The sequence below is a fragment of the Brevibacterium sp. CFH 10365 genome (assembly GCF_009299785.1).
GTDB lineage: Bacteria > Actinomycetota > Actinomycetes > Actinomycetales > Brevibacteriaceae > Brevibacterium > Brevibacterium limosum.
Map to the genome: position 1 here is coordinate 21235 of NZ_VIGO01000009.1, position 24867 is coordinate 46101.

General features: G+C 65.7%; 23 protein-coding genes. 10 read left to right on the forward strand and 13 right to left on the reverse strand.

What is annotated here, in order from left to right; genetic code table 11:
- The first annotated feature begins 23 nt into the window (after positions 1–23).
- The gene (locus FHG09_RS16755; RefSeq protein WP_152348787.1) at positions 24–2729 is read left to right on the forward strand and encodes a penicillin acylase family protein; all 2706 of its coding nucleotides are present in this window, start codon (positions 24–26) and stop codon (positions 2727–2729) included.
- A 72-nt stretch (positions 2730–2801) separates the two neighbouring features.
- Here FHG09_RS16755 and FHG09_RS16760 read toward each other — a convergent pair whose 3' ends face one another.
- Complete coding sequence (locus FHG09_RS16760; RefSeq protein WP_152348788.1) at positions 2802–4001, reverse strand: alpha/beta hydrolase family protein; 1200 nt, start codon at positions 3999–4001, stop codon at positions 2802–2804.
- Positions 4002–4157: 156 nt separating this feature from the next.
- Between FHG09_RS16760 and msrB the strand changes: the two genes are divergently transcribed.
- Complete coding sequence (gene msrB, locus FHG09_RS16765; protein ID WP_152348789.1) at positions 4158–4628, forward strand: peptide-methionine (R)-S-oxide reductase MsrB; 471 nt, start codon at positions 4158–4160, stop codon at positions 4626–4628.
- Complete coding sequence (locus FHG09_RS16770) at positions 4615–5139, forward strand: GNAT family N-acetyltransferase (RefSeq protein WP_152348790.1); 525 nt, start codon at positions 4615–4617, stop codon at positions 5137–5139. Before msrB ends, FHG09_RS16770 begins: the two co-directional genes overlap by 14 nt.
- A 6-nt stretch (positions 5140–5145) precedes the next feature.
- Here FHG09_RS16770 and FHG09_RS16775 read toward each other — a convergent pair whose 3' ends face one another.
- On the reverse strand, positions 5146–5613 hold the full coding sequence (locus FHG09_RS16775; protein WP_152348791.1) for a MarR family winged helix-turn-helix transcriptional regulator: 468 nt from the start codon (positions 5611–5613) through the stop codon (positions 5146–5148).
- Positions 5614–5720: 107 nt separating this feature from the next.
- Between FHG09_RS16775 and FHG09_RS16780 the strand changes: the two genes are divergently transcribed.
- A complete protein-coding gene (locus FHG09_RS16780) occupies positions 5721–6038 on the forward strand; it encodes a hypothetical protein (RefSeq protein ID WP_227492827.1) in 318 nt (105 codons plus the stop codon).
- Positions 6039–6140: 102 nt separating this feature from the next.
- On the opposite strand, the gene hemQ is transcribed toward FHG09_RS16780, so the two are convergent.
- From hemQ to hemE, 3 genes are read right to left on the reverse strand one after another with little or no spacing between them, the layout of a single operon-like run.
- A complete protein-coding gene (gene hemQ, locus FHG09_RS16785; RefSeq protein WP_152348792.1) occupies positions 6141–6851 on the reverse strand; it encodes a hydrogen peroxide-dependent heme synthase in 711 nt (236 codons plus the stop codon).
- A gap of 22 nt (positions 6852–6873) precedes the next feature.
- Positions 6874–8274: a protoporphyrinogen oxidase gene (gene hemG / locus FHG09_RS16790; protein ID WP_152348793.1), complete on the reverse strand. Its 1401-nt coding sequence runs from the start codon at positions 8272–8274 to the stop codon at positions 6874–6876.
- 4 nt (positions 8275–8278) lie between these two features.
- Positions 8279–9325, reverse strand: coding sequence for a uroporphyrinogen decarboxylase (gene hemE, locus FHG09_RS16795; protein ID WP_152348794.1), 1047 nt, complete (start codon positions 9323–9325; stop codon positions 8279–8281).
- A gap of 168 nt (positions 9326–9493) precedes the next feature.
- Here hemE and FHG09_RS16800 point away from each other — a divergent pair, with 168 nt between their 5' ends.
- Together FHG09_RS16800 and FHG09_RS16805 are read left to right on the forward strand one after the other, a co-directional pair.
- Positions 9494–10108, forward strand: coding sequence for a DUF3000 domain-containing protein (locus tag FHG09_RS16800; RefSeq protein WP_152348795.1), 615 nt, complete (start codon positions 9494–9496; stop codon positions 10106–10108).
- A 17-nt stretch (positions 10109–10125) separates the two neighbouring features.
- Positions 10126–11277 carry an HRDC domain-containing protein gene (locus tag FHG09_RS16805; RefSeq protein WP_227492828.1) on the forward strand — a complete coding sequence of 384 codons (1152 nt, stop codon included), beginning with the start codon at positions 10126–10128 and terminating at the stop codon, positions 11275–11277.
- Between the two features lie 60 nt (positions 11278–11337).
- Here FHG09_RS16805 and dxs read toward each other — a convergent pair whose 3' ends face one another.
- Positions 11338–13272, reverse strand: coding sequence for a 1-deoxy-D-xylulose-5-phosphate synthase (gene dxs, locus FHG09_RS16810; RefSeq protein ID WP_152348797.1), 1935 nt, complete (start codon positions 13270–13272; stop codon positions 11338–11340).
- 720 nt (positions 13273–13992) lie between these two features.
- A complete protein-coding gene (gene acnA, locus FHG09_RS16815) occupies positions 13993–16677 on the reverse strand; it encodes an aconitate hydratase AcnA (RefSeq protein WP_152348798.1) in 2685 nt (894 codons plus the stop codon).
- A 310-nt stretch (positions 16678–16987) separates the two neighbouring features.
- Between acnA and FHG09_RS16820 the strand changes: the two genes are divergently transcribed.
- Positions 16988–17191, forward strand: a complete 204-nt coding sequence (locus FHG09_RS16820) for a hypothetical protein (RefSeq protein ID WP_152348799.1) — start codon at positions 16988–16990, stop codon at positions 17189–17191.
- On the opposite strand, the gene FHG09_RS16825 is transcribed toward FHG09_RS16820, so the two are convergent.
- Entirely contained in the window at positions 17172–18497 is a 1326-nt protein-coding gene (locus FHG09_RS16825) for a class I SAM-dependent RNA methyltransferase (RefSeq protein WP_152348800.1), read from the reverse strand. The two genes, FHG09_RS16820 and FHG09_RS16825, sit on opposite strands and share 20 nt — an antisense overlap.
- 7 nt (positions 18498–18504) lie before the next feature.
- Positions 18505–20415 carry an APC family permease gene (locus FHG09_RS16830; protein WP_152348801.1) on the reverse strand — a complete coding sequence of 637 codons (1911 nt, stop codon included), beginning with the start codon at positions 20413–20415 and terminating at the stop codon, positions 18505–18507.
- A 136-nt stretch (positions 20416–20551) separates the two neighbouring features.
- Between FHG09_RS16830 and FHG09_RS16835 the strand changes: the two genes are divergently transcribed.
- Positions 20552–21226 carry a potassium channel family protein gene (locus tag FHG09_RS16835; RefSeq protein ID WP_152348802.1) on the forward strand — a complete coding sequence of 225 codons (675 nt, stop codon included), beginning with the start codon at positions 20552–20554 and terminating at the stop codon, positions 21224–21226.
- Positions 21223–21906: a potassium channel family protein gene (locus FHG09_RS16840; protein WP_152348803.1), complete on the forward strand. Its 684-nt coding sequence runs from the start codon at positions 21223–21225 to the stop codon at positions 21904–21906. The genes FHG09_RS16835 and FHG09_RS16840 overlap by 4 nt, the downstream gene beginning before the upstream one ends.
- 74 nt (positions 21907–21980) lie before the next feature.
- On the opposite strand, the gene FHG09_RS16845 is transcribed toward FHG09_RS16840, so the two are convergent.
- The 3 genes from FHG09_RS16845 to dut are packed head-to-tail and all read right to left on the reverse strand — an operon-like array spanning position 21981 to position 23672.
- Entirely contained in the window at positions 21981–22358 is a 378-nt protein-coding gene (locus tag FHG09_RS16845) for an OB-fold nucleic acid binding domain-containing protein (RefSeq protein ID WP_152348804.1), read from the reverse strand.
- Positions 22359–22364: 6 nt separating this feature from the next.
- Entirely contained in the window at positions 22365–23192 is an 828-nt protein-coding gene (locus tag FHG09_RS16850) for a DUF3710 domain-containing protein (RefSeq protein ID WP_152348805.1), read from the reverse strand.
- A 6-nt stretch (positions 23193–23198) separates the two neighbouring features.
- On the reverse strand, positions 23199–23672 hold the full coding sequence (gene dut / locus FHG09_RS16855) for a dUTP diphosphatase (RefSeq protein ID WP_152348806.1): 474 nt from the start codon (positions 23670–23672) through the stop codon (positions 23199–23201).
- A gap of 64 nt (positions 23673–23736) precedes the next feature.
- Between dut and FHG09_RS16860 the strand changes: the two genes are divergently transcribed.
- A complete protein-coding gene (locus FHG09_RS16860) occupies positions 23737–24192 on the forward strand; it encodes a DUF3093 domain-containing protein (protein ID WP_152348807.1) in 456 nt (151 codons plus the stop codon).
- Positions 24193–24323: 131 nt separating this feature from the next.
- On the opposite strand, the gene FHG09_RS16865 is transcribed toward FHG09_RS16860, so the two are convergent.
- Positions 24324–24623 carry a DUF4193 domain-containing protein gene (locus FHG09_RS16865; protein WP_101546971.1) on the reverse strand — a complete coding sequence of 100 codons (300 nt, stop codon included), beginning with the start codon at positions 24621–24623 and terminating at the stop codon, positions 24324–24326.
- Positions 24624–24867: the final 244 nt, after the last annotated feature.

Below are 24867 nucleotides of genomic sequence, written 5' to 3' on the forward strand. Positions count from 1 at the left end.
TTCAGGACAGCCGAAGGAGACTCATGGCGGCACCCGATGCGCAGAATGAGAAGGAATCGAGCGCATTGCTCAAGGTGCTCCGCCCATCCAGCGGATCCAACCTGTCAGTCAGTGCTCGTGTGTTGCTGCGCGTCATCGCCGGAGTCCTCGTCCTCGCTCTCATCCTCGCCCTCGTCGGACTGTTCCTCGTCCGCCGGTCCTTCCCGACCACCGATGGCGAGATCTCGCTGCCGGGGCTCGACGCGCCGGTCACCGTCCACCGTGACGAATCGGGTGTTCCCACCATCGAGGCCGAAACCGCCCACGACCTGTTCCTGGCTCAAGGGTTCGTCCACGCTCAGGACCGGTTCTGGGAGATGGACTTCCGCCGACACGTCACCTCGGGACGGCTCTCCGAACTCTTCGGCAAATCCCAGCTGGGCACCGACACCTTCATCCGCACACTCGGTTGGCGGAAGGTCGCCAAGCAGGAGGTGAAGAAGCTCGACAAGACGAGTCTGAGCTACTACGAGGCCTACGCGGACGGGGTCAACGCCTACCTCAAGGACAAATCCCCCACCGAGCTGTCCCTCGAATACGCCGTCCTCGGCCTCGAGACCGGCAGCACCGAGGTCGAGAAATGGGCCCCGGTCGACAGCGTCGCCTGGCTCAAGGCCATGGCGTGGGATCTGCGATCGAACCTCGAAGACGAGATCGACCGGTCGATCCTCAGCTCGGAGCTCACCGACGAGCAGATGAGCGACCTCTACCCGGACTACCCGTATGCCACCCGTCCGACGATCCTCGGCGGCAGAGCCAGCGACAAAGCACCGAAGGACCGCAGCGGTGACGACGTCGAACAGGAGCCGCGAGTCGACGACCGTGCGCGGGAGGACGATGAGGCACAGGCCGGAGGCGCCGTCACCGAGGCTCCTCGAACGGGGACCACCGACACCGAGGCGGCCGCACCGACCGATGATCTCCTCGAACTGCGGAATACGCTCACATCTCTGCCGCCGATGCTGGGCCAGAACAGTGACGATATCGGGTCGAACTCGTGGGTGATCTCCGGGGAGCATACGAACACCGGTCGGCCGCTGCTGTCCAATGACCCGCATCTCGCCCCGGCGATGCCCTCGGTGTGGTATCAGGTGGGACTGCGGTGCAAGAAAGTCACCGATGAGTGCCCCTTCGACGTCACCGGGTTCTCCTTCTCCGGACTGCCGGGAGTCGTCATCGGCCACAACCAGTCGATCGCCTGGGGACTGACGAACCTCGGTGCCGATGTCACCGACCTCGTCGTGGAGAAGATCCGCGACGGCAAGGTCATCCACGACGACGGAGACGAACCGCTGCAGGTGCGCAAGGAGACGATCGAGGTCGCGGGCGAGGACCCGCGCGAGATCACCATCCGCTCCACCCGCAACGGCCCACTCGTATCGAAGCTCGACGGCACGTATCGCAAAGCTCTCGATGCGACGACCGGGGCGGATTCTCAGGACCCGAAAACGGGACCGGCCGAGGAACACTATGGTCTCGCCCTCGATTGGACGGCTCTGCGTCCGGGCACGACCGCCTCGGCGGTGTTCGCCATCAACAAGGCCACGAACTGGCAGGAATTCCGGCACGCGGCCTCCCAGTTCGACGTGCCCTCTCAGAACCTCGTCTACGCCGATGTCGCCGGCAATATCGGCTATCAGGCCCCCGGGATGATCCCGCGCCGAGGCAAGGCCGACGGCACCGTGCCCCGCCGCGGATGGAAATCCGACGAGGATTGGCAGGGCTGGGTCGACTTCGACGACCTGCCGAGCCTGTACAACCCCGAACGCGGCTGGATCGTCACCGCGAACAACCCGGTCGCCGCCCCCGGCGAGACCGTGCAGCTGGGTGAGGACTTCGACTACGGAGATCGTGCCCGCCGCATCACGAAACGCATCAAGGATGCGGTCGACGAGGGCCGGAAGCTGCGGCCGACGGACATGGCGGAGATCCAGAACGACGACCAGAATCCGTTCGCCGCGAAGCTCGTTCCCGAAGCGGTGAAGATCCACTCCCATGGTGACGAGGACATCCTCGAGGCGAAGAAGCTGCTGAAGAGCTGGAATGGCTTCGACTCCGCGAACAGCGCGGGCGCCGCCTACTTCAATGTGCTCACGAAGACGCTGCTCGAGCAGACGATCAGCTCGAAGCTGCCCGAGGGGGTGTCCCCTGCCGGCGGTTCACGGTGGTACCTCGTGCTCTCGGAGCTGCTCGAAGACCCGCATTCCCAGTGGTGGTCGAGCAAGGGCGTCGAAGGTCGGGACGAGGCTCTGCGCAAGGCCATGAAGACGGCCTGGGCGGAGACGGAGGACCTGCTGGGACCGGAGCCCGTGACGTGGCGGTGGGGAATCCTGCACCGGCTGACGATCCGCAACGCCAGCCTCGGCGAATCCGGGATCACACCGGTGGAGAAGCTGTTCAACCGCGGCCCCTATGAGGTCTCCGGCGGTTCGGGCGTCGTCCATGCCACCGGGTGGGATGCCTCGGTCGGCTATGAGACGAACTGGGTGCCGTCGATGCGCCAGACGGTCGATCTGTCGAACTTCGACGCCTCGAACTGGATCAACCTCACGGGCGCGTCGGGGCATGCCTTTCACCCGCATTACGACGATCAGACGAATGATTGGGCCGCCAATGTCAATCGTCCGTGGCCGTACTCGAAGCAGGCCGTGGCAGCGGCGGCAGAGGACACGCTCACGCTCGAGCCGTGAGGACAGGGCAGAGGCACGGGGTCTTCACCCGCGCCCCGTGATCAGTCCTCAGCCAGGATCTTCGCCAGGTATTCAGCCCTTGGGCAGGATCTTCGCTTCGAGGAAGTTCGCGACATCGTCTTCCCAGCGCACAGGGTCGACGTTCCATTCCTTCGTGTGATGGGCCTTGCCATATGAGGGCATCGTGACCAGATCCCGCCTGACCCCTGCCAGCGCATGAGAGGGGCCGGAGGGAACGAATTCGTCGTCATCGGAGTGGATGAGCAGAACCGGCACATCGAGTTCGGCGGCACGGGTCACCCAATCCATGCGATCGAGATCGAGCGGGGTCTCCAGTCCGGTGATCGGCCGTGCCCATGGCTGCGTGATCATCTCGAGCGTGAGTTTGGCGATCGGTGTCGGCAGCAGGTTCTTCTTCGCCTGCCCGTCGAGCACGTTCACCCAGTCGACGACGGGTCCGTCGAGGACCAGTGAGGTGACGAATCTGTGGTTGCGTCCGCGGGAGGCCGCCTGCAGGGCAATGGCTCCGCCCATCGACCAGCCGAAGAGCACGACGTTCTTCGCTCCGTGTTCGACCGCGAAGTCGATGGCCGCGTCGACGTCGATCCATTCGGTGTCGCCGAGTCCGTAGCGCGATGTGGTCTCCACCCGCACCTCGGCGTCATTGCGGTAGGACATCGCGATCGACGGCACCCCGAGGGTGTTGAGCACGGGAGCGGCACGCAGTCCCTCGGCACGGGTGCTGGCACGACCGTGGATGAGGATCGCCCAGGTCTCGTGCGGTTCTGGATGGTCGGTCGGCAGCAGCCACGCGGGCAGGCCCCCGGCATCGGAGCGGATCTCGATGTCTTCGAAATTCACTCCGGCAGCGATCGGATCAGGATAGACGACTCCGGTCCAGCGTCCCCGCCAGGCCCGTCGGATGTCACCGCGGGTGACGGAGAGGATCTCACGGGAGACGGTGCGCGAGCGCGGATCGTACTCGACGATGTCGCCGACGACGGCATGTCCCGAACCCTGGTTGAAGTAGAGACCATAGGTGCCGGGCACCGTGGTCTCCTCATCGGCGGGCAGCTGAATGCGCATATTCGGCGGGAAACCGTCGATGTGCAGGATGTCGAGTTCTTCCGGGGCGTTCTCCGGAACGATGATCTTGCGGGCGAAGTAGGCGGCCAGACCCGACGACGCAACAGAGATCAGGGCACCGAGTCCGGCGCCGACGCCGATACCGGCGGCAAGCAGGCGGGCGGGGAACTTCGTGTCGCGGACCATGAAAACCTCCTGTGTTCATTGTTGCCTACGGAATGATCAGGCACCAAACGCTGTTATGCGGAATGAGCGAGTATCACTCGCTGTTGCGCTCACCAGGGGCGGAGATCGTCTCCTCCTCACCGCAATCACCGACACTGACAGAGACCGGAGGTCACGATGACTCAGTCATCAGATATCAACGCTGGAACTTCGACGAACGAGGGGGCCGCGGCTGAGGAGATCCGTTGGCAGGACGTGCTCACTCCCGAGGAGTTCGCGGTGCTGCGCCAGGGCGCGACCGAACGTCCCTTCACCGGTGAGTACAACGATGAGACGGCTGCCGGGATGTACCAGTGTCGAGCCTGCGGAGCCGACCTGTTCCCCGCCGATACGAAGTTCGCCTCGCACTGCGGATGGCCATCGTTCTACGCGCCTCTGGCCGAGGACCGGGTCCGCTACATCCGCGACACCACGCTGGGCATGGAACGCGTCGAGGTCCGCTGCGCGAACTGCGACTCGCATATGGGCCACGTCTTCTCGGGCGAGGGCTATGGCACTCCCACCGACCAGCGCTACTGCATCAACTCGATCTCCCTGAAGCTCAACCCCGCAGATGCTCAGGGCGGATCGGTCGATGCTGAGAACTGAAGCCCCTGCCGAACCGATCGTTCGGACCTTCGCCGAGCTTCGGCCTCAAGAGCTCTACGGAATTCTGCAGCTGCGCTCACGCGTCTTCGTCGTCGAACAGGAGTGCGTGTTCCTCGACCCGGACGGGGTGGACACTCTGCCGGAGACCCTGCATTTCTTCTGCCCACGGCCGGTGACGCCGATGGCGGACACCCATGGCGCCGAGCACGGACGCGACCTCGCGCCGTGGGCCTACGCCCGTCTGCTGCCGGCGGACGTCCCTGACGGACCGGCAGCCAGGGAAGGCGCGCGCAGCATCAGTCGCGTCGCCACCCATCCCGATGCCCGTGGACAGGGGTGGGGCCGCCGACTGCTCAGCGACATCGTCGACGCCTGGTCGACCACACCGCTGACGCTGAATGCGCAGTCGCATCTCGAGGGGCTGTACGCGTCGCTGGGGTTCGCACCGAATGGTCCGCACTTCGATGAGGACGGGATCGAACACACGCCGATGGAGCGCCCGGCCGGCTGAAACCGGTCAGTCGTCGGCGGCGTCCACGGAGGCGATGATCTTCTGCATCATGGCGTGCAGCTCGCGGACTCCTTCCACGTCGATGCCGAGCTTGGCCATCATCGTCCCGGGGATCGCCTCGGCGGTCCTGCGCAGTTCGCGGCCGGTGTCGGTGAGTGTGACCTCGACGATCCGCTCGTCGCTGTCACTGCGGGTCTTCATCACATAGTCCAGCGCTTCGAGACGTTTGACCAGCGGCGACACCGTGGCGGGCTCGAGTCGCAGCAGTCGAGCGATCTCACGCATCGGCAGCTTCTCGTGCTGCCACAGCGCGAGCATGACCAGATACTGCGGATGGGTCAGGCTGATCGGTTCGAGCACGGACCGGTAGGCGCCGATCACTCCGCGAGAGGCCACAGCCAGGGCAAAGCAGATCTGGCTCTCGAGCGCCAGCGGATTGTCCAACCGCTCTGTCGAACCTTCGGATTCCAGCATCGTGTTTCGTCGATCCTCCGCGTCGGCAATCAGGTCGTGCAGCCAAAACAGTTCGTGCACTAATGATTAGTGTACACTTCAGGTGAACCCTGCATAGCCTCTCGCCCATGCGGCGCCTCGTCGATTGGATTCCCTCTATGTCGCCCTCCTCGCAGACTCCCGCCGATGGTTCCAACCGGAAGCAGAACCGGAAGCAGACGAATCCGGTGCGGAAGAGGAATCAGCATCCGGAATCCCAGCGCGGAGTCGGGTGGCTGAACAACTTCTTCCGCAAGATCGTCGGACCGGCCCAGGTCGACAATACTCGCCCGGGCGGATACTACGAGGACGAGACCTTGCGACACCAGCAGCTCGATGCCATGGGACTGGAGATGCGCACCGACGCAAACGGCCATTCCTACGTGGTGAAGAAAGGCAGCAAGTAGCCCGAGGGCGCTTCTCAGTCGACCGAAAGGGCCGCCGCACCGAATCGGTGCGGCGGCCCTTCTCTTGCCGTTCTCACGCCCCGGCGGGCGAGCAGCGCTCGGTCAGCGCCAGTCGGAGATGATGTCGACGAGTTCGCGGCGCGGTCCGGTGTAGAACGGAACCTCTTCGCGCACGTGCAGGCGCGCCTCCGTGTTGCGCAGGTCGCGCATCAGGTCGACGATGCGGTGCAGTTCGGCAGCCTCGAAGGCCAGCAGCCATTCGTAGTCGCCGAGAGCGAACGAGGAGATCGTGTTCGCTTTGACGTCCTTGTATGCGGCGGCGGCCATTCCGTGGTCGCGCAGCATCTTCGCCCGTTCGGCGGGGTCGAGGAGGTACCAGTCGTAGGACCGCACGAACGGGTAGACGCAGATGTAGTCGCCGGGCTCCGGATCGGTCAGCAGAGCGGGCAGGTGCGCCTTGTTGAACTCGGCCGGTCGGTGGATTCCGACGACGGACCAGATGGGTTCGAGCACTCCGCCGATGAGGCTGCGGCGGATCGCCGAGTAGGCTGCCTGGACGACCTCGACCTCGGGGGCGTGGTACCAGAACATGACATCGGCGTCGGCGCGGAGAGCCGAGACGTCGTAGATTCCGCGCACGACGAGGCCGCGTTCTGTCAGGGGCTCGAGAGCTGCGTGCAGCTCATCGGCGAGTTCCCTGCGGTCGGCATCGCCGAGTTCTCCCGCAGAGGCGAAGACGGAGTAGGCGATATACCGCGTCTGCTCGTTCGCCTCCTCGATCTGGGCGTCGGTGGGCTGAGTAAATTCGCTCATAGCTGCTCCTTCTGTCATCTGTTCATTCTCGGTGGGGTCGGTTCAGTCTCTGCGCCACGGCGTCCGCGCGGGCGATGCAGGCGGGGATGCCGACTCCTTCGAACGCGGATCCGGCGAGTTCGAGGCCGGGCAGGGCCGCGATCTGCGCATCGATGTCGGCGATGCGTCCGGCATGGCCGGGCAGGTACTGCGGCAGGGCGGAGTTCCAGCGTTGGACCTCGGCGCTCACCAGCTGCGACTCCGGGCGGGAGGAGATCGTCTGCCAGTCGGCGAAGGCGCGTTCGATGATCTCCTCATCGGAGAACCTGCTCCACACCTCGGGCCCGTCGCCGAAGCGTCCGATGCTCATCCGCACCAGGGCCGTCCCCGCGGGGATATGGTCGGCCGTCCACGGCCATTTGTTCGACACGAAAGTCGAGGCCTTGATGAACGTGTCCTCGGTCGCGGGAACGAGGAACCCCGAACCGTTCAGCTCGGTCCCCCCGAGGTCGACGAGGGCGGCGACCAAGGCGGTGGAGGCATAGGGAATCTCGCCGAGGCGGCTCGCCGATTCCGGGGCCACCGACGTCAGCAGCCCTGCAGTCACATGCGCGGGCGTGGCGAGGACGAGCCCATCGGATTCGATGTCGTCCCCCTCGCCGCGGACGATCCACCTCTCACCGTCGCGGTCGACCCCGGCGACACCAGCACCGAGGCGGACTTCGCCCCCGCGGGTTTCGATCGCCTCGCGCAGGGCCGGGACGAGCCGGTTGATTCCGCCTTCGAAGCTCAGGAACACCGGTTCCGCCGGTTGGTCCGGAGACGCCGCCTGGGCGTCGCGAGCGGCGAGGAGTCTGCCGACGAGGTCGAGCACCGAGGTGCCCTCGACCGCGGCGGGCAGCAGCGCGGGCACCGTTTCGGCCAGCGACAGATCCCGGCACCGGCCGGCGTACACCCCGCCGAGCAGCGGATCGACGAGGGAGTCGACGATGGCGTCGCCGAGGCGAGCGGACAGGAACTGCCCGAGTGAGACATCGTCGGCGTCGATCGGGTCAGTGAGCTCTTCGGCCGCCAACCGACTGGCCGCCTCGGTGCCGATGAGGGATTCGACCTCGGCCGCTCCGGCGGGCACACCCATGATCGTGCGTTTGGGGATCGCGTGCAGGCTGCCCCGACTGAGCACCTGGGAACTGTGCCGGGTCGAGGGGAACACCGTGTCGAGGCCGAGTTCGGCGGCCAGACCTCTGGTCTCGGGCCGACGGTTGAGGCTCGCTTCGGCACCGGTGTCGATGCCGACGGACACGGCACCGTCGAGCGTGGTCGATCTCAGGCAGCCGCCGAGGCGGTCGCCTGCCTCCAGCACGGTGACGCGGTGGTCGGCGGATAGACGGTAGGCGGCGGCGAGACCGGAGACCCCTCCCCCGACGACGGTGATCTGTCCCATCCGATCAGCCGCGGCTGCCGAGGATCTCTGCCGAGATGCGGTGCACGAGGTCGACGACGCGACCGGGCACCTCGGGGTCGGTGTCGGGCAGGACGCCGTGGCCCAGGTTGAAGACGAAACCGCGGTCGAGTTCGAGCCCCTGGCGCACAATCGCTTCGACGCGGGCCGACAGTGCCTTCCACGGGGCGAAGAGCAGCGCCGGGTCCAGGTTGCCCTGGAGTGCCTGGCCGGGGTTGACGCGGGTGGCGGCATCGGCCAGGTCGACGCGGAAGTCGACGCCGACGGTCGTCGATCCGGCCTGTGCCATGGAGCCGAGCAGCTCACCGGTCTGCACGCCGAAATGGATGCTGGGCACGTCGTGTCCGGACAGTGCGTCGAAGACTGCGGTGGAGTGTTCGAGGACGTGGTTCTCGTAGTCCTCGCGCGAGAGGTAGCCGGCCCAGGAGTCGAAGAGCTGGAAGGCCTTAGCGCCGGCGTTCAGTTGCACGTCGATGAATGTCGCCGACATCTTCGCAAGCTTGCTCAGCAGGGCCGAGAACGCCTCGGGGTCGGAGACCATGAGCGACTTCGTCTTCTCGTGGTTCTTGCTCGGTCCGCCTTCGATGAGGTAGCTGGCCAGGGTGAACGGGGCGCCGGCGAATCCGATGAGCGGGGTGGCCTCGCCGAGTTCGGTCGTCACCCGTCGGATCGATTCGGTGATATCGGGGATATCGGAGTCCTCGAGTCCGGGCAGTGCGTCGATGTCGGCGCGAGAACGCACCGGTGAGGCGATGACCGGTCCGACGCCGGGAACGATCTCCACGTCGACCCCGGCGGCCTGGAGCGGGACGACGATATCGGAGAAGAAGATGGCCGCGTCGACGCCGTGGCGGCGGACCGGCTGGAGGGTGATCTCGGAGACCATCTCAGGGTCACGACAGGCCTCGAGCATCTGAGTGCCTTCGCGCAGCTTGCGGTACTCGGGCAGGGAGCGGCCGGCCTGCCGCATGAACCAGACGGGAGTGTGCGAAACCGGCTCCGAACGCAGGGCAGCCAACAGGGGTGATGTCATGGGGCCATCTTCCCATTCTTCGCTCGCCCTTGCCCACTCGGCGTCGGTTTCAAGACGGGTCGTCTTGCCGTCTCAGCATGCGGCCCAGGGCACCGTCCGCAGGATTGTCCCGGGCCGCCTCGGCGTGGATGATTCCCCTGTCCGCATGGCTGATCTATCGTGGCGACTGTGGTCAACACCTCACCTCTCAATCGCATTCCGGCGGAGTTCTCCGCCGTGACGTCGGTGCTGCGTCAGGCGCGCAGCACGAACAACGTGTCGATTTCCGAGATTCCCGCCCCGGCCCGGCTCGCGCCCTATTCTTATGCGCTCGGGGCCGAAGTCAGAGCCGACGAGACGTTCCTGCGGGCCAGCGGCGAGACCATCGACGAACTCGCGACCGGCCGCATCGTCGTCCTCTACGATCCCGCCGTCCCGGAGGAATGGGAGGGCTCGTTCCGAGTCGTCTCCTACATCCGGGCCGAGCTCGAACACGAACTCGGCAATGAGACGCTGCTCGGTCATGTGGCGTGGAGCTGGCTCGAAGACGCCCTCGAGGCCAATGACGCTCAGGTGCTCGCCGCCGGCGGGACCACCACACGGGTGCTGTCCGAGAGCTTCGGCACCTTGGCCGATCGCCCGGCCACGATAGACTTGGAGCTGCGCGCTTCGTGGACACCCGTGATTGACGAGCCGGATCTGATCGGCAATCACTTCGAAGCCTGGATCGATCTGCTCAGCACAGTCGCCGGACTGCCACCACTTCCTGAAGGAGTCACAGCCCTGCCCGGGCGCCGTCGATGACATCTGAACTACCGCTTTTGGAAACACCCGCGAACGGCATCCCCGACGTCGTCGACACCCCGGAGGACCTCTCCTCCACGATTGCCGGTCTGGCCGCCGCAGAGGGACCGATCGCCATCGACGCCGAACGCGCTTCAGGCATCAGATACGGCCAGCGCGCCTTTCTCGTCCAGCTGCGCCGCGAAGGCGCGGGCACCTTCCTCCTCGATTCCGAAACTCTCGGTGATCTCAGCGATCTCAATCCGGCCCTCGGATCCGATGAGTGGGTCATCCACTCTGTGACTCAGGATCTGCCGTGCCTGCAGGAGCGCGGAATGCGCCCGGCGGCCCTGTTCGACACAGAGCTCGCCGCCAGGCTGCTCGGCTGGGAGAAGTTCGGTCTGGCTGCGGTCGCCGAACGCACCCTGGGCGTACGACTGGCGAAGGAGCATTCGGCCGCCGATTGGTCGACGCGTCCGCTGCCGAAGGAGTGGCTCAACTACGCCGCCCTCGACGTCGAGGTGCTGCTGCCGATCCGCGATATCCTCCACCAGCAGCTTCTCGACTCCGACCGGTGGGAGTATGCGCAGCAGGAGTTCAGGCACCTGCTCGATTTCACGCCGAAGCATTTCGATGAGCCGTGGCGGCGCACGCACGGGCTGTCGAAGATCAAGTCCCGCCGGGACATCGCTCGGGTCCGTGAACTCTGGCAGGCACGGGACTCCATGGCCCGCGAGGCCGACTTGGCGCCCACGAAGGTCCTGCGCGACCGTGACCTCGTCGCGCTCGCACAGTCTGGTGTGAAGTCCAGCGATGACATCTTGGCCCAGTGGCGCAGGCTCTCCCGCGCCGAGGCGGCCCGACTCTTCCGTGCCTACCGCAAGGCCTCCCGGTTGGGTGCCGAGGAGCTGCCCGGCCGGTTCGAACGCGGACGGACGAAACGCAGCGAGTTCAACCCGGCGGAGCTCAAGGAACGGGTGGCGGCGCTCAAGGCCGCGATGTCGGAGCTCTCCGTTGCGCTGACGATCCCCCACGATGTGCTCCTCCAGCCGGCAATCGTGAAGTCGCTGGCCGCCGAGTCGAGCGTCGACGTCGAAGACTACCTCGCCGAGGCGGGAGCCCGGCCCTGGCAGATCGAACTCAGCGCCCCCGTGCTGGAGAAGACCCTGGTCGGACTCCCCCGGGCCTGAGCTCACGCTCAAGTCCCGAGGGTCGAGCTTCGGGCCTCCGTCGCCCCTGAGGGCTTGGACTCACACCGCGCGGCGGGAACTCTGGTCGGCTCGATCGGCCACCTCGGCGGGCAGGGCCCGGAGAATATCGGACACGATCGTGTCGACGTCGAGGCCCACCTCGGCGAGGATCTCTTCACGTGTCCCCTGCGGGAGGAACTCATCGGGCACGCCGAGTTCGAGCACTCCGATCCGCGAATCGGCCTCTCGCAGGTCGGAGCGGATCTGCGAACCGACGCCCCCGATCTTCACTCCGTCTTCGATGACGGCCACGAGGCTGTGTGCGGCAGCGAGGGTGATGACCGTTCCGGGCACGGGCAGCACCCATCTGGGATCGATGATCGTGGCGCTCAGTCCCTGCTCTGCCAGGCGGTCTGCGACGTCACCGGCCAGCGTGGCGAAGGGCCCGACGGAGACGATGAGGACGTCGGACCCGGCCGGTCCCTCACGGAGGATGTCGACGCCGTCGTCGAGCCGCCTCAGCGCCGGGATGTCGGTGCCGACGCTGCCGCGAGGGAATCTCACCACGGTCGGGGCGTCTGAGACGGTGACGGCCTCGCGCAGCTCTTCGGTCAGCCGGGCGGCGTCACGGGGTGCGGCCAGGCGCAGGCCGGGGACGACGCGCAGCATGGCGATGTCCCAGATTCCGTGGTGGCTGGCCCCATCGGGACCGGTGATTCCGGCGCGGTCGAGGACGAAGGTCACTCCCTGCCGGTGGAGGGCGACGTCCATGAGCACTTGGTCGAAGGCGCGGGAGAGGAATGTGGAGTAGATGCACACGACCGGGTGGAGGCCCCCGTAGGACAGGCCTGCCGCCGAGGCGACCGCATGCTGTTCGGCGATGCCGACGTCGAAGACGCGGTGAGGGAACTTCTCGGCGAATTTCGCCAGTCCCACGGGCAGGAGCATGGCCGCGGTGATGGCGACGATGTCGTCGCGATCTTCGGCTATCTCGCAGATCTCGGTGCCGAACACGGAGGTCCATGATGTCGATTTCGAGGGCGTCGATCTTCCGGTGACGGGGTCGATGACGCCGACGGAGTGGAACTGGTCGGCGTCGTCGTTGACGGCCGGATCGTATCCGTGGCCCTTCTGCGTGATCATGTGGACGATGACGGGCCCGGCGTCGTACTGTTCGGCCAGTTGGAGGGCCTTTTCGACGGAGGGCAGGTCATGGCCGTCGACGGGTCCCAGATATTTGATGCCGAGTTCGTCGAACATTCCCGTCTCGGGCGGGCTGACCATGTCCTTGAGTCCACGTTTGACGCCGTGGATGGCGCTGTAGGCGGCGCGGCCGGGTCGACCCGATTGGCGCAGGGTCTCCTTGCCCCAGCTCAGGAGCTTCTCGTAGCTCGAGGTGGTTCGCAGTTCGTCGAGGTGGGCGGCGAATCCGCCGACGGTCGGGGCGTAGGAGCGGCCGTTGTCGTTGACGATGATGACCAGCCGCCTCGGCGGGGTGGAGGTGTCGGCGGCGATCGTGTTGAGCGCCTCCCAGGCCATTCCCCCGGTCAGGGCGCCGTCGCCGATGACGGCGACGACGTGGCGGTCGTTCTCACCGGTGAGTTGGCGGGCTTTCGCGATGCCGTCGGCCCAGGACAGGGACGCCGAGGCATGGGAGTTCTCGACGACGTCGTGCTCGCTCTCACGCCGGCTCGGATACCCGGAGAGTCCGTGGCGCTGTCGCAGCGTGGAGAATTCCTCGCGGCGGCCGGTGAGCAGTTTGTGCACATACGTCTGATGGCCGACGTCGAAGATGATGGTGTCGCGCGGCGAGTCGAAGGTGCGGTGGATGCCCATGGTGAGTTCGACGACGCCGAGGTTGGGGCCGAGGTGTCCGCCCGTGCCGGACACGGTTGTGATGAGATGGTCGCGGATCTCCTTGGCCAACACGTCGCATTCCGGCGCGTCGAGTCGACGCAGATCGGCCGGTGAGCCGATGTTGTCGAGAAATGTCATGCGGTCTCACTCTTCTGACGGCATCGTTGGCGGACAGATTCCATTCGCCCCATCCTATCCCTCACCGCAGGAAGTGACTCATCCCATTTCGTGCGCCCCTGCCGCAGCACGTCACTTCCGCCGCCCAGCTCGCTCCGCGGCCTAGCGCGCTCCGCGGCCTAGGTGGCTCTCCAACCCAGGTCTCTCCCCCACCCAGGTGCCTCTCCAACCCAGGTGACTCCCCGCCCCATCCGTCACTGTTCGCCGCACACCACCTTGCTGACGGCAGTTCATACAGTTGGCAACGCATCACTCACCCGTCACAGCACACCACCCCGCCGCACCAGGTCGTTATGCGGCCACCGGTGCGTGATTCTCGTGCTCGCGACCGGATACCACCTTCGCCGAGGCGGGCGGACGCCTTCGCCCGTCCCCCGCAGAATCGCTCACGCCCCTCACTTTCCTGCCCGATTGTGAACACCCGTCACCGTCGGCCGCACACCACCCCGTCGCAACGGGGCGCGACGGCGCTTACGGTGACGGTTGCCGAACTGCCTGTAGGACGTGCTGCGGAGGGCACCGGACGTCGAGCGAACCACTGTGTGCGCCGCTTGCGTCCGGGGACGACGAAGGCCGGTGGGAAGATTCCCACCGGCCCTCGTTGTGTTCCGGTTCAGCAACTCAGCACGGGCCTCCTGCCGCGAGCCGGAGAGTCACCGTGACTCAGCGCGACTCCTGTGATCAGGCGTCGGCGAGCTGGCGCAGCACGTACTGCAGGATGCCGCCGTTGCGGTAGTAGTCGGCTTCACCCGGGGTGTCGATGCGGACGACGGCGTCGAATTCGATCTTCGTGCCGTCTTCCTTCTCGGCGGTGACCTTGACGGTCGCCGGGGTCTTGCCCTCGTTGAGCTCCGTGACTCCTGCGATGGAGAAGGTCTCGGTGCCGTCGAGTCCGAGCGAATCAGCCGATTCACCGGCGGGGAACTGCAGCGGCAGAACGCCCATGCCGATGAGGTTCGAGCGGTGGATGCGCTCGAAGCTCTCGGTGATGACGGCCTCGACGCCCAGCAGCTTGGTGCCCTTGGCGGCCCAGTCACGCGAGGATCCCGAACCGTACTCCTTGCCGCCGAGGACGACCAGCGGGGTGCCAGCGGCCTGGTAGTTCACGGAGGCGTCGTAGATCGTCGTCTGCGGACCATTCTCCTGCGAGAAGTCGCGGGTGAAGCCACCCTGGACTCCGTCGAGGAGCTGGTTCTGCAGGCGGATGTTCGCGAAGGTTCCGCGGATCATGACTTCGTGGTTGCCGCGGCGCGAGCCGTAGGAGTTGAAGTCCTTGCGCTCGACGCCGTGCTCGACGAGGTACTTGCCGGCCGGGGTGTCGGCCTTGAAGGAACCTGCGGGCGAGATGTGGTCGGTGGTCACCGAATCGCCGAGCTTCGCGAGCACGCGAGCACCCTTGATGTCCTTGACGGCTTCGGGCTTGAGGCCCATGCCGTCGAAGAAGGTGGGCTTGCGCACATAGGTCGACTCGTCGTCCCATTCGAAGACCTTGCCCTCGGGGGTGTCGAGCTGCTGCCAGCGCTCGTCACCGTCGAAGATGCGACCGTATTCGTTGTCGAACATATCGGTCGAGATCGACGAGGCGATGACCGACTCGACCTCTTCCGGCGACGGCCAGAGATCGGCCAGGTAGACGTCGACGCCGTCGGAGTCCTTGCCCAGGGGCTGGTTCTCGAAGTCGAAGTCCATGGTTCCGGCCAGCGCGTAGGCGATGACCAGCGGAGGCGAAGCGAGGTAGTTCATCTTCACATCGGGGCTGATGCGACCCTCGAAGTTGCGGTTGCCCGACAGGACTGCGGTGACCGAGAGGTCGTTGTCCTGGATGCTGTCGGAGATCTCCGAGTCCAGCGGACCGGAGTTGCCGATGCAGGTCGTGCAGCCGTAGCCGACGATGTAGAAGTTCAGCGCTTCGAGGTCCTCGATGAGACCGGCCTTGTTGTAGTACTCGGTGACGACCTTCGAGCCCGGTGCGATCGAGGTCTTGACCCACGGCTTCGAGTTGAGTCCGCGCTTGCGGGCATTGCGTGCCAGCAGGCCGGCGGCCATCATCACCGAGGGGTTCGAGGTGTTGGTGCAGGAGGTGATCGAAGCGATCGCCACGGCACCGTTGGCCAGCTCGAAGTTGCGTCCGTCGGCGGTGCTCACGTCCACGGACTTCGACTCCTCGCCGGGAGCGGCGTAGTTGTGGATGTCCTTGGCGAACTGGCTCTTGGCATCAGACAGCTCGATGCGGTCCTGCGGGCGCTTCGGTCCGGAGATCGAGGGCACCACGGTGGACAGGTCGAGTTCGAGGTACTCGGAGTACTCGACTTCGTTCTCCGGATCGTGCCAGAGTCCCTGCGTCTTGGCGTAGTCCTCGACGAGCTGGATCTGCTCTTCCGAACGGCCGGTGAGCTTGAGGTAGTCGATGGTGACTTCGTCGATCGGGAAGATCGCGGCGGTCGAACCGAACTCGGGGCTCATGTTGCCGATGGTGGCGCGGTTGGCCAGCGGCACCTCGGCGACGCCCTTGCCGTAGAACTCGACGAACTTGCCGACGGCACCGTGCTGGCGCAGCATATCGGTGATCGTGAGGACGACATCCGTGGCCGTGACGCCGGAGGGGATCTCACCGGTGAGCTTGAAGCCGACGACGCGCGGGATGAGCATCGACACGGGCTGGCCGAGCATGGCGGCCTCTGCCTCGATGCCGCCGACGCCCCAACCGAGCACACCGAGGCCGTTGACCATCGTGGTGTGCGAGTCGGTGCCGACCAGGGTGTCCGGGTAGGCCCGGAGGACTCCGTCGACCTCGCGCGGCATGACCACGCGAGCCAGGTGCTCGATGTTGACCTGGTGGACGATGCCCATGCCCGGAGGCACGACCTTGAAGTCTTCGAATGCGGTCTGGCCCCAGCGCAGGAACTGGTAGCGCTCACCGTTGCGCTGGTATTCGATGTCCATGTTCAGCTCGACGGCGTCGGCGGTGCCGAAGCGGTCGATCTGCACCGAGTGGTCGATGACCAGCTCGGCCGGAGCCAGCGGGTTGACCTGATCAGGGCTGCCGCCGAGCTCGACGACCTTCTCACGCATGGTGGCGAGGTCGACGATGCAGGGCACACCGGTGAAGTCCTGCATCACCACGCGGGCCGGGGTGAACTGGATCTCCGTATCGGGTTCGGCATTGGGGTCCCAGCTGCCGAGGGCTTCAATATGTTCCGAAGTGATGTTGGCGCCGTCTTCCGTGCGCAGCAGGTTCTCCAACAGCACCTTGAGGCTGAAGGGAAGCTTCTCCGACCCTTTGACCTTGTCCAGGCGATAGATCTCATAATCCTTATCGCCTACGGTCAGGGTGCTCTTCGATTTGAACGTATCGACGTTGCTCATCGTGATTCTCCTGTTTCATCCGACACTCATCCAAGAAACCGGGTCCGTCCGACTCGGCGGTCGGACCCTTGCATCGCGCACCGATTTACGCGACACATATGTTTCCAAAAGTATCTTGACGTCAAGATAAATTCTATCGCATTTGAGGGCCTTTGACCACCGTGGCACACGGAGCCGCGATTCGCTTCGATCGGGTTTTCCGCAGGCCCTCGTGCGGGCATCACCAGGGACGCAGACGGGCCCCACGACCTAGCGTGAGAACCGCGGTCGGAACATCATCGCGCTCGCTCAACACCACCGAGGAGATCCCATGGACCCGTTCACCCTCGGCGCCGGATTCGGCTTCGGCGCACTGCTCGTCGGCATCATCTTCGCCGTCGTCTGCAGCTCCTTCGCAAAAGAGAAGGGCCGGTCGGGCGGCTGGTGGGGGCTGTGGGGATTCCTCACGACGTTCATCGCCCTCATCGTCCTCGTCCTCCTCCCCCGCCGCACGGTCACCGCCGCAGGACGGTGACCGTCTCCACGTGCGCAGTCAGCGGGAAGAGATCGAAGCCGGTGAGGCTCTCGATCGTGAATCCCCCGCCCGTGAGCGCCGCGAGGTCCCGGGCCAGCGTGGCCGGGTCGCAGGAGACGTAGATAAGGGTGCGCGCGGCTGATTCGATGATCGCCGAGGTGGCTTTCCTCCCTGCCCCCGCCCGTGGCGGGTCGAGGATGACGACGTCCGAATCGGGCAGTCGGGCCCGGTCGACGCCGAGCGCGAGGAACCTGGCGTCGAGATCGGCGGCGTTGTCTCGAGCATGTGCGATGGCCGTCTCCACTCCTTCGACCCCGAACAGAGGTGCGCCGGCCGCCCTGGCCGCGGAGATGCCGAGGAGGCCGACCCCGCAGTAGAGGTCGGTGATCGCATCGACTTCGGCGGGCAGGGCGTCGACGACTTCGGAGCTCAGCAGTGCGGCCGCATCCCGGTGGACCTGCCAGAACCCATCGGCGCCGACGGTGAAGTCACGGCCGTCGACCGTTTCGGTCAGGGTGGCCTCGCCGCGGGCCACTCGCAGTTCGGGTGCGGACGCATGGGCACGACCGCGCCCGTGGGCACGGCCACCGCGCCCACGGCGACGACTCTTCTCCGGTTCGGACGCCTCGGCGAGGAGGGAGAAGGAGGTCGGCAGCCAGGACTCGATCTCATCGAGGATCTGCGCGGTGGGCCGACCGCGGACGATGAGCGCCCCATGGTCGCCGGCCCACGCGAATTCGAGTCTGCGGACTCCTGGCACATGCAGTGTCGTCATGTCGAGGTCGTGCAGGGGCCCGGCGGCCAGAGGCGGCGTGGTTACGGGGATGACCTCGTGTGATCTGGGGGCGAGCATTCCGGCGCGTCCCTCATCGTCGACGGCCAGCTGCACACGCGTGCGCCAGTCCGTGCCATCGGTCTCCCCCGGCGCGGGCAGCACCTCGGCGTCGTGGTCGATATGGCCGATGCGCGAGAGCTGGTCGGCCAGGACTTCGGCCTTGAGCGTGCGGGAGTGGGCGAGGTCGACGTGCGCGAATTCCATGCCTCCGAACCCGGCCGGTCCGGTGGCGGCATAGTCGAGGCGACGGTCGGGCACGCGGTGGGCCGACGCCTCGATCACCTCGGTGACGGTAGCGCGGAGGAACCGGGCGGCCGGTCCGGCCTCGGTGCGGACTCGGACCTTCTCACCGGGCAGGGCACCGGAGACGAAGACGACCTGTCCGTCATGTCGGGCGATGGAGGTGCCGCCGGCTGCGGGTGTCTCGATGTCGAGGGTGAGTTCCTGGGCGGGGACCGAGGTGTCGCTCATGCGTGTTCTATGCCTGTCTGTACAGCGAAGTGTCGGAATCGGGTCCGTCTCCGCCGTACTGTCGGGAGAAGGATTTCAGCCGCCAGGGCACGGAGACCACGACGACGTTGGGCACCAGCAGCAGTCGGGTGCGCAGCTTGAGGGCCACCTGGTTGTGCAGGATGTGCTCCCACCAGCGGCCGACGACGAACTGGGGAATGTAGACGATGACGAGGTCCCGCGGCGACCTGCGGCGGATGGCGAGGATATGGGCGAGCATCGGGCGGACGAGTTCGCGGTACGGTGAGCCGAGCACGGTCAGCGGCACCGGCAGCTCCATCTCGTTCCACCGCTTCTGCAGACCGGCGGCGGCGTCTTCGTCCACGGCGACGGTGACGGCTTCGAGTTGGCTCGAGCGGGTCACTCGGGCGTAGGAGAGGGCGCGCATCGTCGGTTTGTCGATTCCGCTGACGACGACGATGGCGTGGGTGTTCGACGGGATCGTCCGCGAGTTCACGTCCGCATCGGGGGCGAGTTCGCGTGTCACTCGCGAGTAGTGGCGGTGGATGGCGCCCATGACGAGGTAGAGCCCGGCCATGGCGGCGACTGCCAGCCAGGCTCCGGCGAGGAATTTCGAGACGATGACGACGATGAGCACGCCGGCGGCGAGCGCGCAGCCGAGGGAGTTGACGACCCGGTTGAAGTGCATCCGCATTCGGGTCTTCGAGTCGATGACCAGCCGCAGCCGTTTGCGCCAGTGCAGGACCATTCCCGCTTGGCCGAGGACGAAGCTGGCGAAGACCCCGACGAGGTAGAGCTGGATGAGCACAGTCGCCGAGGCGGACGTGGCGATGACGAGGACGATCGCCGCCGCGGCCAGCAGCAGGATGCCGTTGGAGAAGGTGAGTCGGTCGCCCTTCGTCGCCAGCTGCCGGGGCAGGAATTCGTCGCGGGCCAGACGCGAGGCCAGACCGGGGAAGCCTTCGACCGCGGTGTTCGCAGCGGCGATGAGCACGAGCGCGGTGATGAGGACGACGATGAAGAACATCACCGGCGCGTTGTCGAAGATGGCGTGCGCGAGCTGGGCGAGGACGGGTTCCTGTTCGTATTCGGCGCTGACCGGACTGCCGTCTGAGCGGACGAGGTAGAGATGCGGGTCGTCGACGTACTTGATGCCGGTGACCGAGGCCAGATAGGTCAGTCCCGTGAGCATGAGGGCGGCGAGCAGACCCGACAGGAGCAGGGTGTTGCCGGCGTTCTTGCCGCGCGGCTTCTTGAATGCCGGAACGGCCGTGGCCACGGTCTGCACACCGGCGAGAGCGACGGCTCCGGAGGAGAACGCGCGCAGGACGATGAGCACGGTGGCCAGTCCGAGCGTCGCCTGGTCGCTGATGCTGCTGTGCACGATCGTGTAGTCGGCGGTCTGGGCGTGCGGGGTGTCGCCGAGCCCGACCCGGATGAGACCGACCGACATCGTGAGGAACACGGCCCCCAGGAACAGGTAGGTCGGCACGGCCAGCAGCATGGGGGTGGCACGTGAGCCGCGCAGTCCGGCGAAGCTGATGAGCAGGATGCCGACGATGGCCACGGGCACACGGTAGGGCGCCAGCATCGGGAACGCCGTGGTGATATAGGCGGCGAAGACCGTCATCGACACGGCCAGGGTGAGCACGTAGTCGACGAGGAGGGCCGCCGCCACGACGAGACCGGCACCGGAGCCGAGGTTCTTCGAGGCCACCTCGTAGTCTCCGCCGCCGGAGGGGTAGGCCTTGACGTTGATGCGGTAGCAGGCGACGATCACGAGGATGACGATGCCCACGGCCACACCGATCCACGGGGCCACGGTCAGCGCCACGAGTGAGGTCAGCGACAGCGCCAGCAGGATCTCATCAGGGGCATAGGCCACCGAGGAGAGCATGTCGGAGGCGAAGACGGGCATCGCGATGCGCTTCTTCAGCGCAGGCGCACGCCTGTCCTCACTGCGGAAGGGCCGTCCAACGAGTAGTCTTTTGACGGCATCAGAAAAACTGCTGGCCACGGCAACCAATGGTAGATCACTGCGGAGAGGAAAACCCATGCACTTCGTGATTATGGGCTGCGGCCGAGTCGGGGCTTCCCTGGCCAAGGCCCTTGATGCGAATGGGCATTCCGTCGCCGTCGTCGACCGGGACCCCGACGCGTTCCTCAAACTCGGTCGGGATTTCAGCGGCTCGACGATCACGGGAGTCGGTTTCGACCGCGAGACCCTGTCCCAGGCGAAGACCTCCGAGGCCTTCGCCTTTGCAGCGGTCTCGAGCGGTGACAACTCGAATATCCTCGCCGCGCGTGTCGCCCGTGAGACCTTCGGCGTGAGCAATGTCGCCGCCCGCATCTACGATCCCGACCGAGCTCAGGTCTTCGAACGCCTCGGCATCCCCACCGTGCCCACGGTGCGATGGACGGCCGAGCAGGTGATGCGCAAGCTCGTCCCACAGGGGTCGATCACCGAATACCGCGAGCCTTCGGGCAACCTCGTCCTCGCCGAGGTGCATCTGGATCCCGGGTGGGTGGCACGTCCGATCAAGGAGATCGAAACACGGACCAAGGCCCGGGTCGCCTATGTCACCCGTCTGTCCGAGGGCATCGTCGCCCACGATGATCTGCTCCTCCAGGACGGGGACCTCGTTCATCTCATGGCTCCGGTCGACCGCCTCGGCGAGATCGAACGGATCCTCGATCAGCCCGTGCGCACCGTGGAGGAAGAAGAATGAGGGTCATCATCGCCGGAGCCGGCTCCGTCGGACGTTCGGTGGCCAGGGAGCTGCTGGACAAGGACCATTCGGTCCTGCTCATCGACCAGAGCAAAGAGGCCTTGGGCCATGAGCGCATTCCGGGCGCCGAATGGCTGCTCTCCGATGCCTGCGAACTCGCCGGTCTCGCCGAGGCGGGGCTGGAGGACGCCGATGTCGTCGTGGCCGCGACGGGAGACGACAAGACCAATCTGGTGCTGTCCCTGTTGGCCAAGACCGAATTCGGGGTGCCGCGGACGGTGTCGCGAGTGAATAATCCGAAGAACGAATGGCTCTTCGACGACAACTGGGGCGTCGACGTCGCCGTCTCCACCCCACGTCTGATGACGGCACTCGTCGAGGAGGCCGTGGAGGTCGGCGGTCTGGTCCATCTCATGAGCTTCGAACGCGGTCAGGCAGGTCTGCTCGAGTTCACTGTGCACGAGAACGCCGAACTCGTGGCCGAACGCGTCGGCGGGATCACCTTCCCGCTCGATACGGTGCTGGTGGCCATCATCCGCAACTCGCGGGCGTTCGCCCCGAGTGCCGATGATGTCATCGAAGCCGGAGACGAACTGTTCTTCCTCTCCTCCCCCGATCAGGAACCGGAGCTGCTGGCGCTGCTGCAGGAGACGACGACGGCAGACAACGCCGACGACTGAGACAGGTCATGAGGCTGTGTCAGCTCGGTCGACGGTGGCAGTCCGACCGGCACTGTCCAGTCCGACGAATCCCGTCAGTCGTCTGAGTCATCGCGCGTCTGCAGCAGTTCGTAGACGGGGTTGTGTGCTGTGAGCACTCCGTCTTTGCCGCAGAATCGTCCCTCGAGGACGATGAGGGATCCGGGACGGATGCCGCTGATCTCCCTGCGTCCGAGGAACTGGGCCCGGGCTTCGCCGGTGCCGTCGGCGACGGTGATGTCGAGGCGCGGGCTGTCGGCGCTGCACGACTGCGTGGTCGCGGAGACGACTCCGGCGATGCGTGCGGTCTTGCGCGCTTCGAGCTCTTCGACCGGAATGACTCCCGGGATCTGACTGACCAGACGCAGATCGGCCCGGGCCTCGGCCTCACGGGATCCGAAGTCGCGCACGAGGCGGGGAATGAGGTTCCGCATCGTCGCTCAGCGGATCTCTGTGATCTCGGGGCCGCGCTCGAACGGGTTGAGCTCGTCCTCGTCCTTCTCCTCCGTCTCGTCCTGGTCGACCTGCGGTGCGGTCAGCGCAATGAGCTCGCGCGGAGCCATGGCTTCGTCACCGCGGTCGACGACGACTCCGCGGAAGAGCGCGGAGAGTTCGGCACGCACCTCGTCATCGGTCACGGCCTTTCCGGAGAACACCGCGCGGACGAACCAGCGGGGGCCGTCGATGCCGGCGAAGCGCATGGCGCGTTTGCCGGGGCGACCGGATTCCGTCTTCGCCGGAACCTCGATGGCCAGTTCCTTGCCGAGCGAGGTGTGCAGTTCGGTCGATTCGCCGCCCTGCTTCGTCACGGATTCAGCGAGCTGTCGACGCACCGTGTTCCACAGTCCTTCCGACCGTGGTGTCGCGAAAGCCTGGAGCTGGATGCCTCCCCCGTCGTGGATGAGGGTCACGGCCAGAACGCGCTGGGAATCATCGTCCGTGTCCAGACGCACCTGCATTCCGTCGACGACGGGCACTTTGAGTGCGCCGAGGTCGAGGCGGTCATGTTCCGGATATTCCTCGGAGATGTCGAACGGGCCCTTCTCGGACCGGTCGAAGGGAGCGGATTTCTCCAGCAGCGCCTCTTCGTCGTCGAGGTCGTCATCGGACTCCGCGTCGTCGACATCGGCGTCATCGTCCTCACGATCGTCAGCCTCGGCGGCTGCGTCCTGAGTCTCGAGCTCATCATCGTCGGCGAGTTCGTCGTCGGTGCGGACGTCGTCATCGGTCGTCGGTGTGGATTTCTTGAACCGGGAGAACAGTCCCATGAGTCCTCACTTCTCCTTTTCGCTGAGACCGGCGTCGAATCCGCCGGTCGATCCGAATCCCCCGGCACCGCGGGTGCTGTCGTCAAGGGATTCGATGATGTCGAAGCCGGCGTGGGCGATCGCCTGGATCACGAGTTGGGCGATGCGGTCGCCGCGGACGACGCGCAGCGGAGTCTTCGCGTCGAGGTTGATCAGCGGCACCTTGATCTCGCCGCGATAGCCGGCATCGATGGTGCCCGGCGCATTGACGACGGTGACCCCGTGCTTGCTCGACAGTCCCGACCGCGGGTGGACGAAGCCGGCATAGCCCTCCGGCAGCGCGATCGCGATTCCGGTGGGCACGACTCGGCGTTCGAAGGGTTCGAGGACGAAGTCGATCGTCGAACGCAGGTCCGCACCGGCGTCGCTCGCATGCGCGTAGGCGGGTGCGCTCATGCCCGCGTCGAGGAGCTGGAGGTTGATCTTCAGGGTTTCCGTCACAAAGATGCACTCTAACGCTCCAGCCTGAGCGCGGCCAAACTTCTCGCTGTGGGACAATGGGCCCATGGCAACAACTCAATCCGGAACCCATGTGGTCTATCAGGAGAAGGTCCGCCCCTCGATCGGCATGTGGATCCTCGTCGTGGTGGCGGCGGCGTCGACGGCGCTCATGGTCATGCCCGTCTGGCAGCTCGGCACCATCATCCTTCCCGTCGTCAGCTTCATCCTCTTCGCCTGGTGGCTGAACTCGCTGACGCTGACGATCATCGTCACCGAACGTCAGCTGTTCGTGGGCGAGGCTCATATCGATCGCACATTCGTCCCGAGTGCGGTTGCCTTCGACGGCGAGGAGGCCCGCCGGGCCCGCGGTGTCGACCTCGATGCTCGTGCCTTCCTCAAGATCCGCCCGTGGGCGAAGTCCGTCGTCCGCATCGACCTCGACGATGACTCCGATCCCACCCCGTACTGGCTCGTATCCTCGCGGCACCCGCACAAGCTCGCAGCCGCCCTCAGCACCTGACACCCCCAATTACTACCTGACGGCGGCCCAGCAACCTCGCGCGAGGTTGCTGGGCCGCCGTCAGGTAGCAAGGGGAGAGAAAAACGGAACGCGTCCTAAGAAGCGTTCCGTTTTCTGCGAAGAGAAGCGAATCAGCCTGCACAGTCCGTGCAGATCGGGACACCGCCTTCTTCGGTCGCAAGCTGCGAACGATGGCGGACCAAGAAGCACTCCATGCAGGTGAACTCGTCGTTCTGCTTGGGCAGGACCCGAACGGAGAGCTCTTCGTTCGACAGGTCCGCACCGGGAAGTTCGAAGCCTTCGGCTACTGCAGTCTCGTCTTCGTCGATCTTGCTCGCCTGGTCCTGGGAACGCTGGGCCTTCAGCTGCTCGATCGAATCGCTTTTGATCTCATCGTCTTGCTTGCGAGGTGCGTCGTAGTCTGTTGCCATGTGGCCTCATCGCTCTCTGTCCGGAGGGGGTGCCGAAGAGGAGCATATTCTCCTCTTCCGGGATGTGTCCCCAGCATTGTGCACTGTATGCTTGCCGTTGGCAAGATGGAATGAAGACCGAGTACGGTGATTCTCGTCACCAGCTTGTCTGCAGAGGCAGAGCACACATAGAGTTCACGAAGACCTCTGCAAGAATGCTTGTGATGGACAGCGCCGGCAGCACGCTCTGTCGGCAGATTACCGG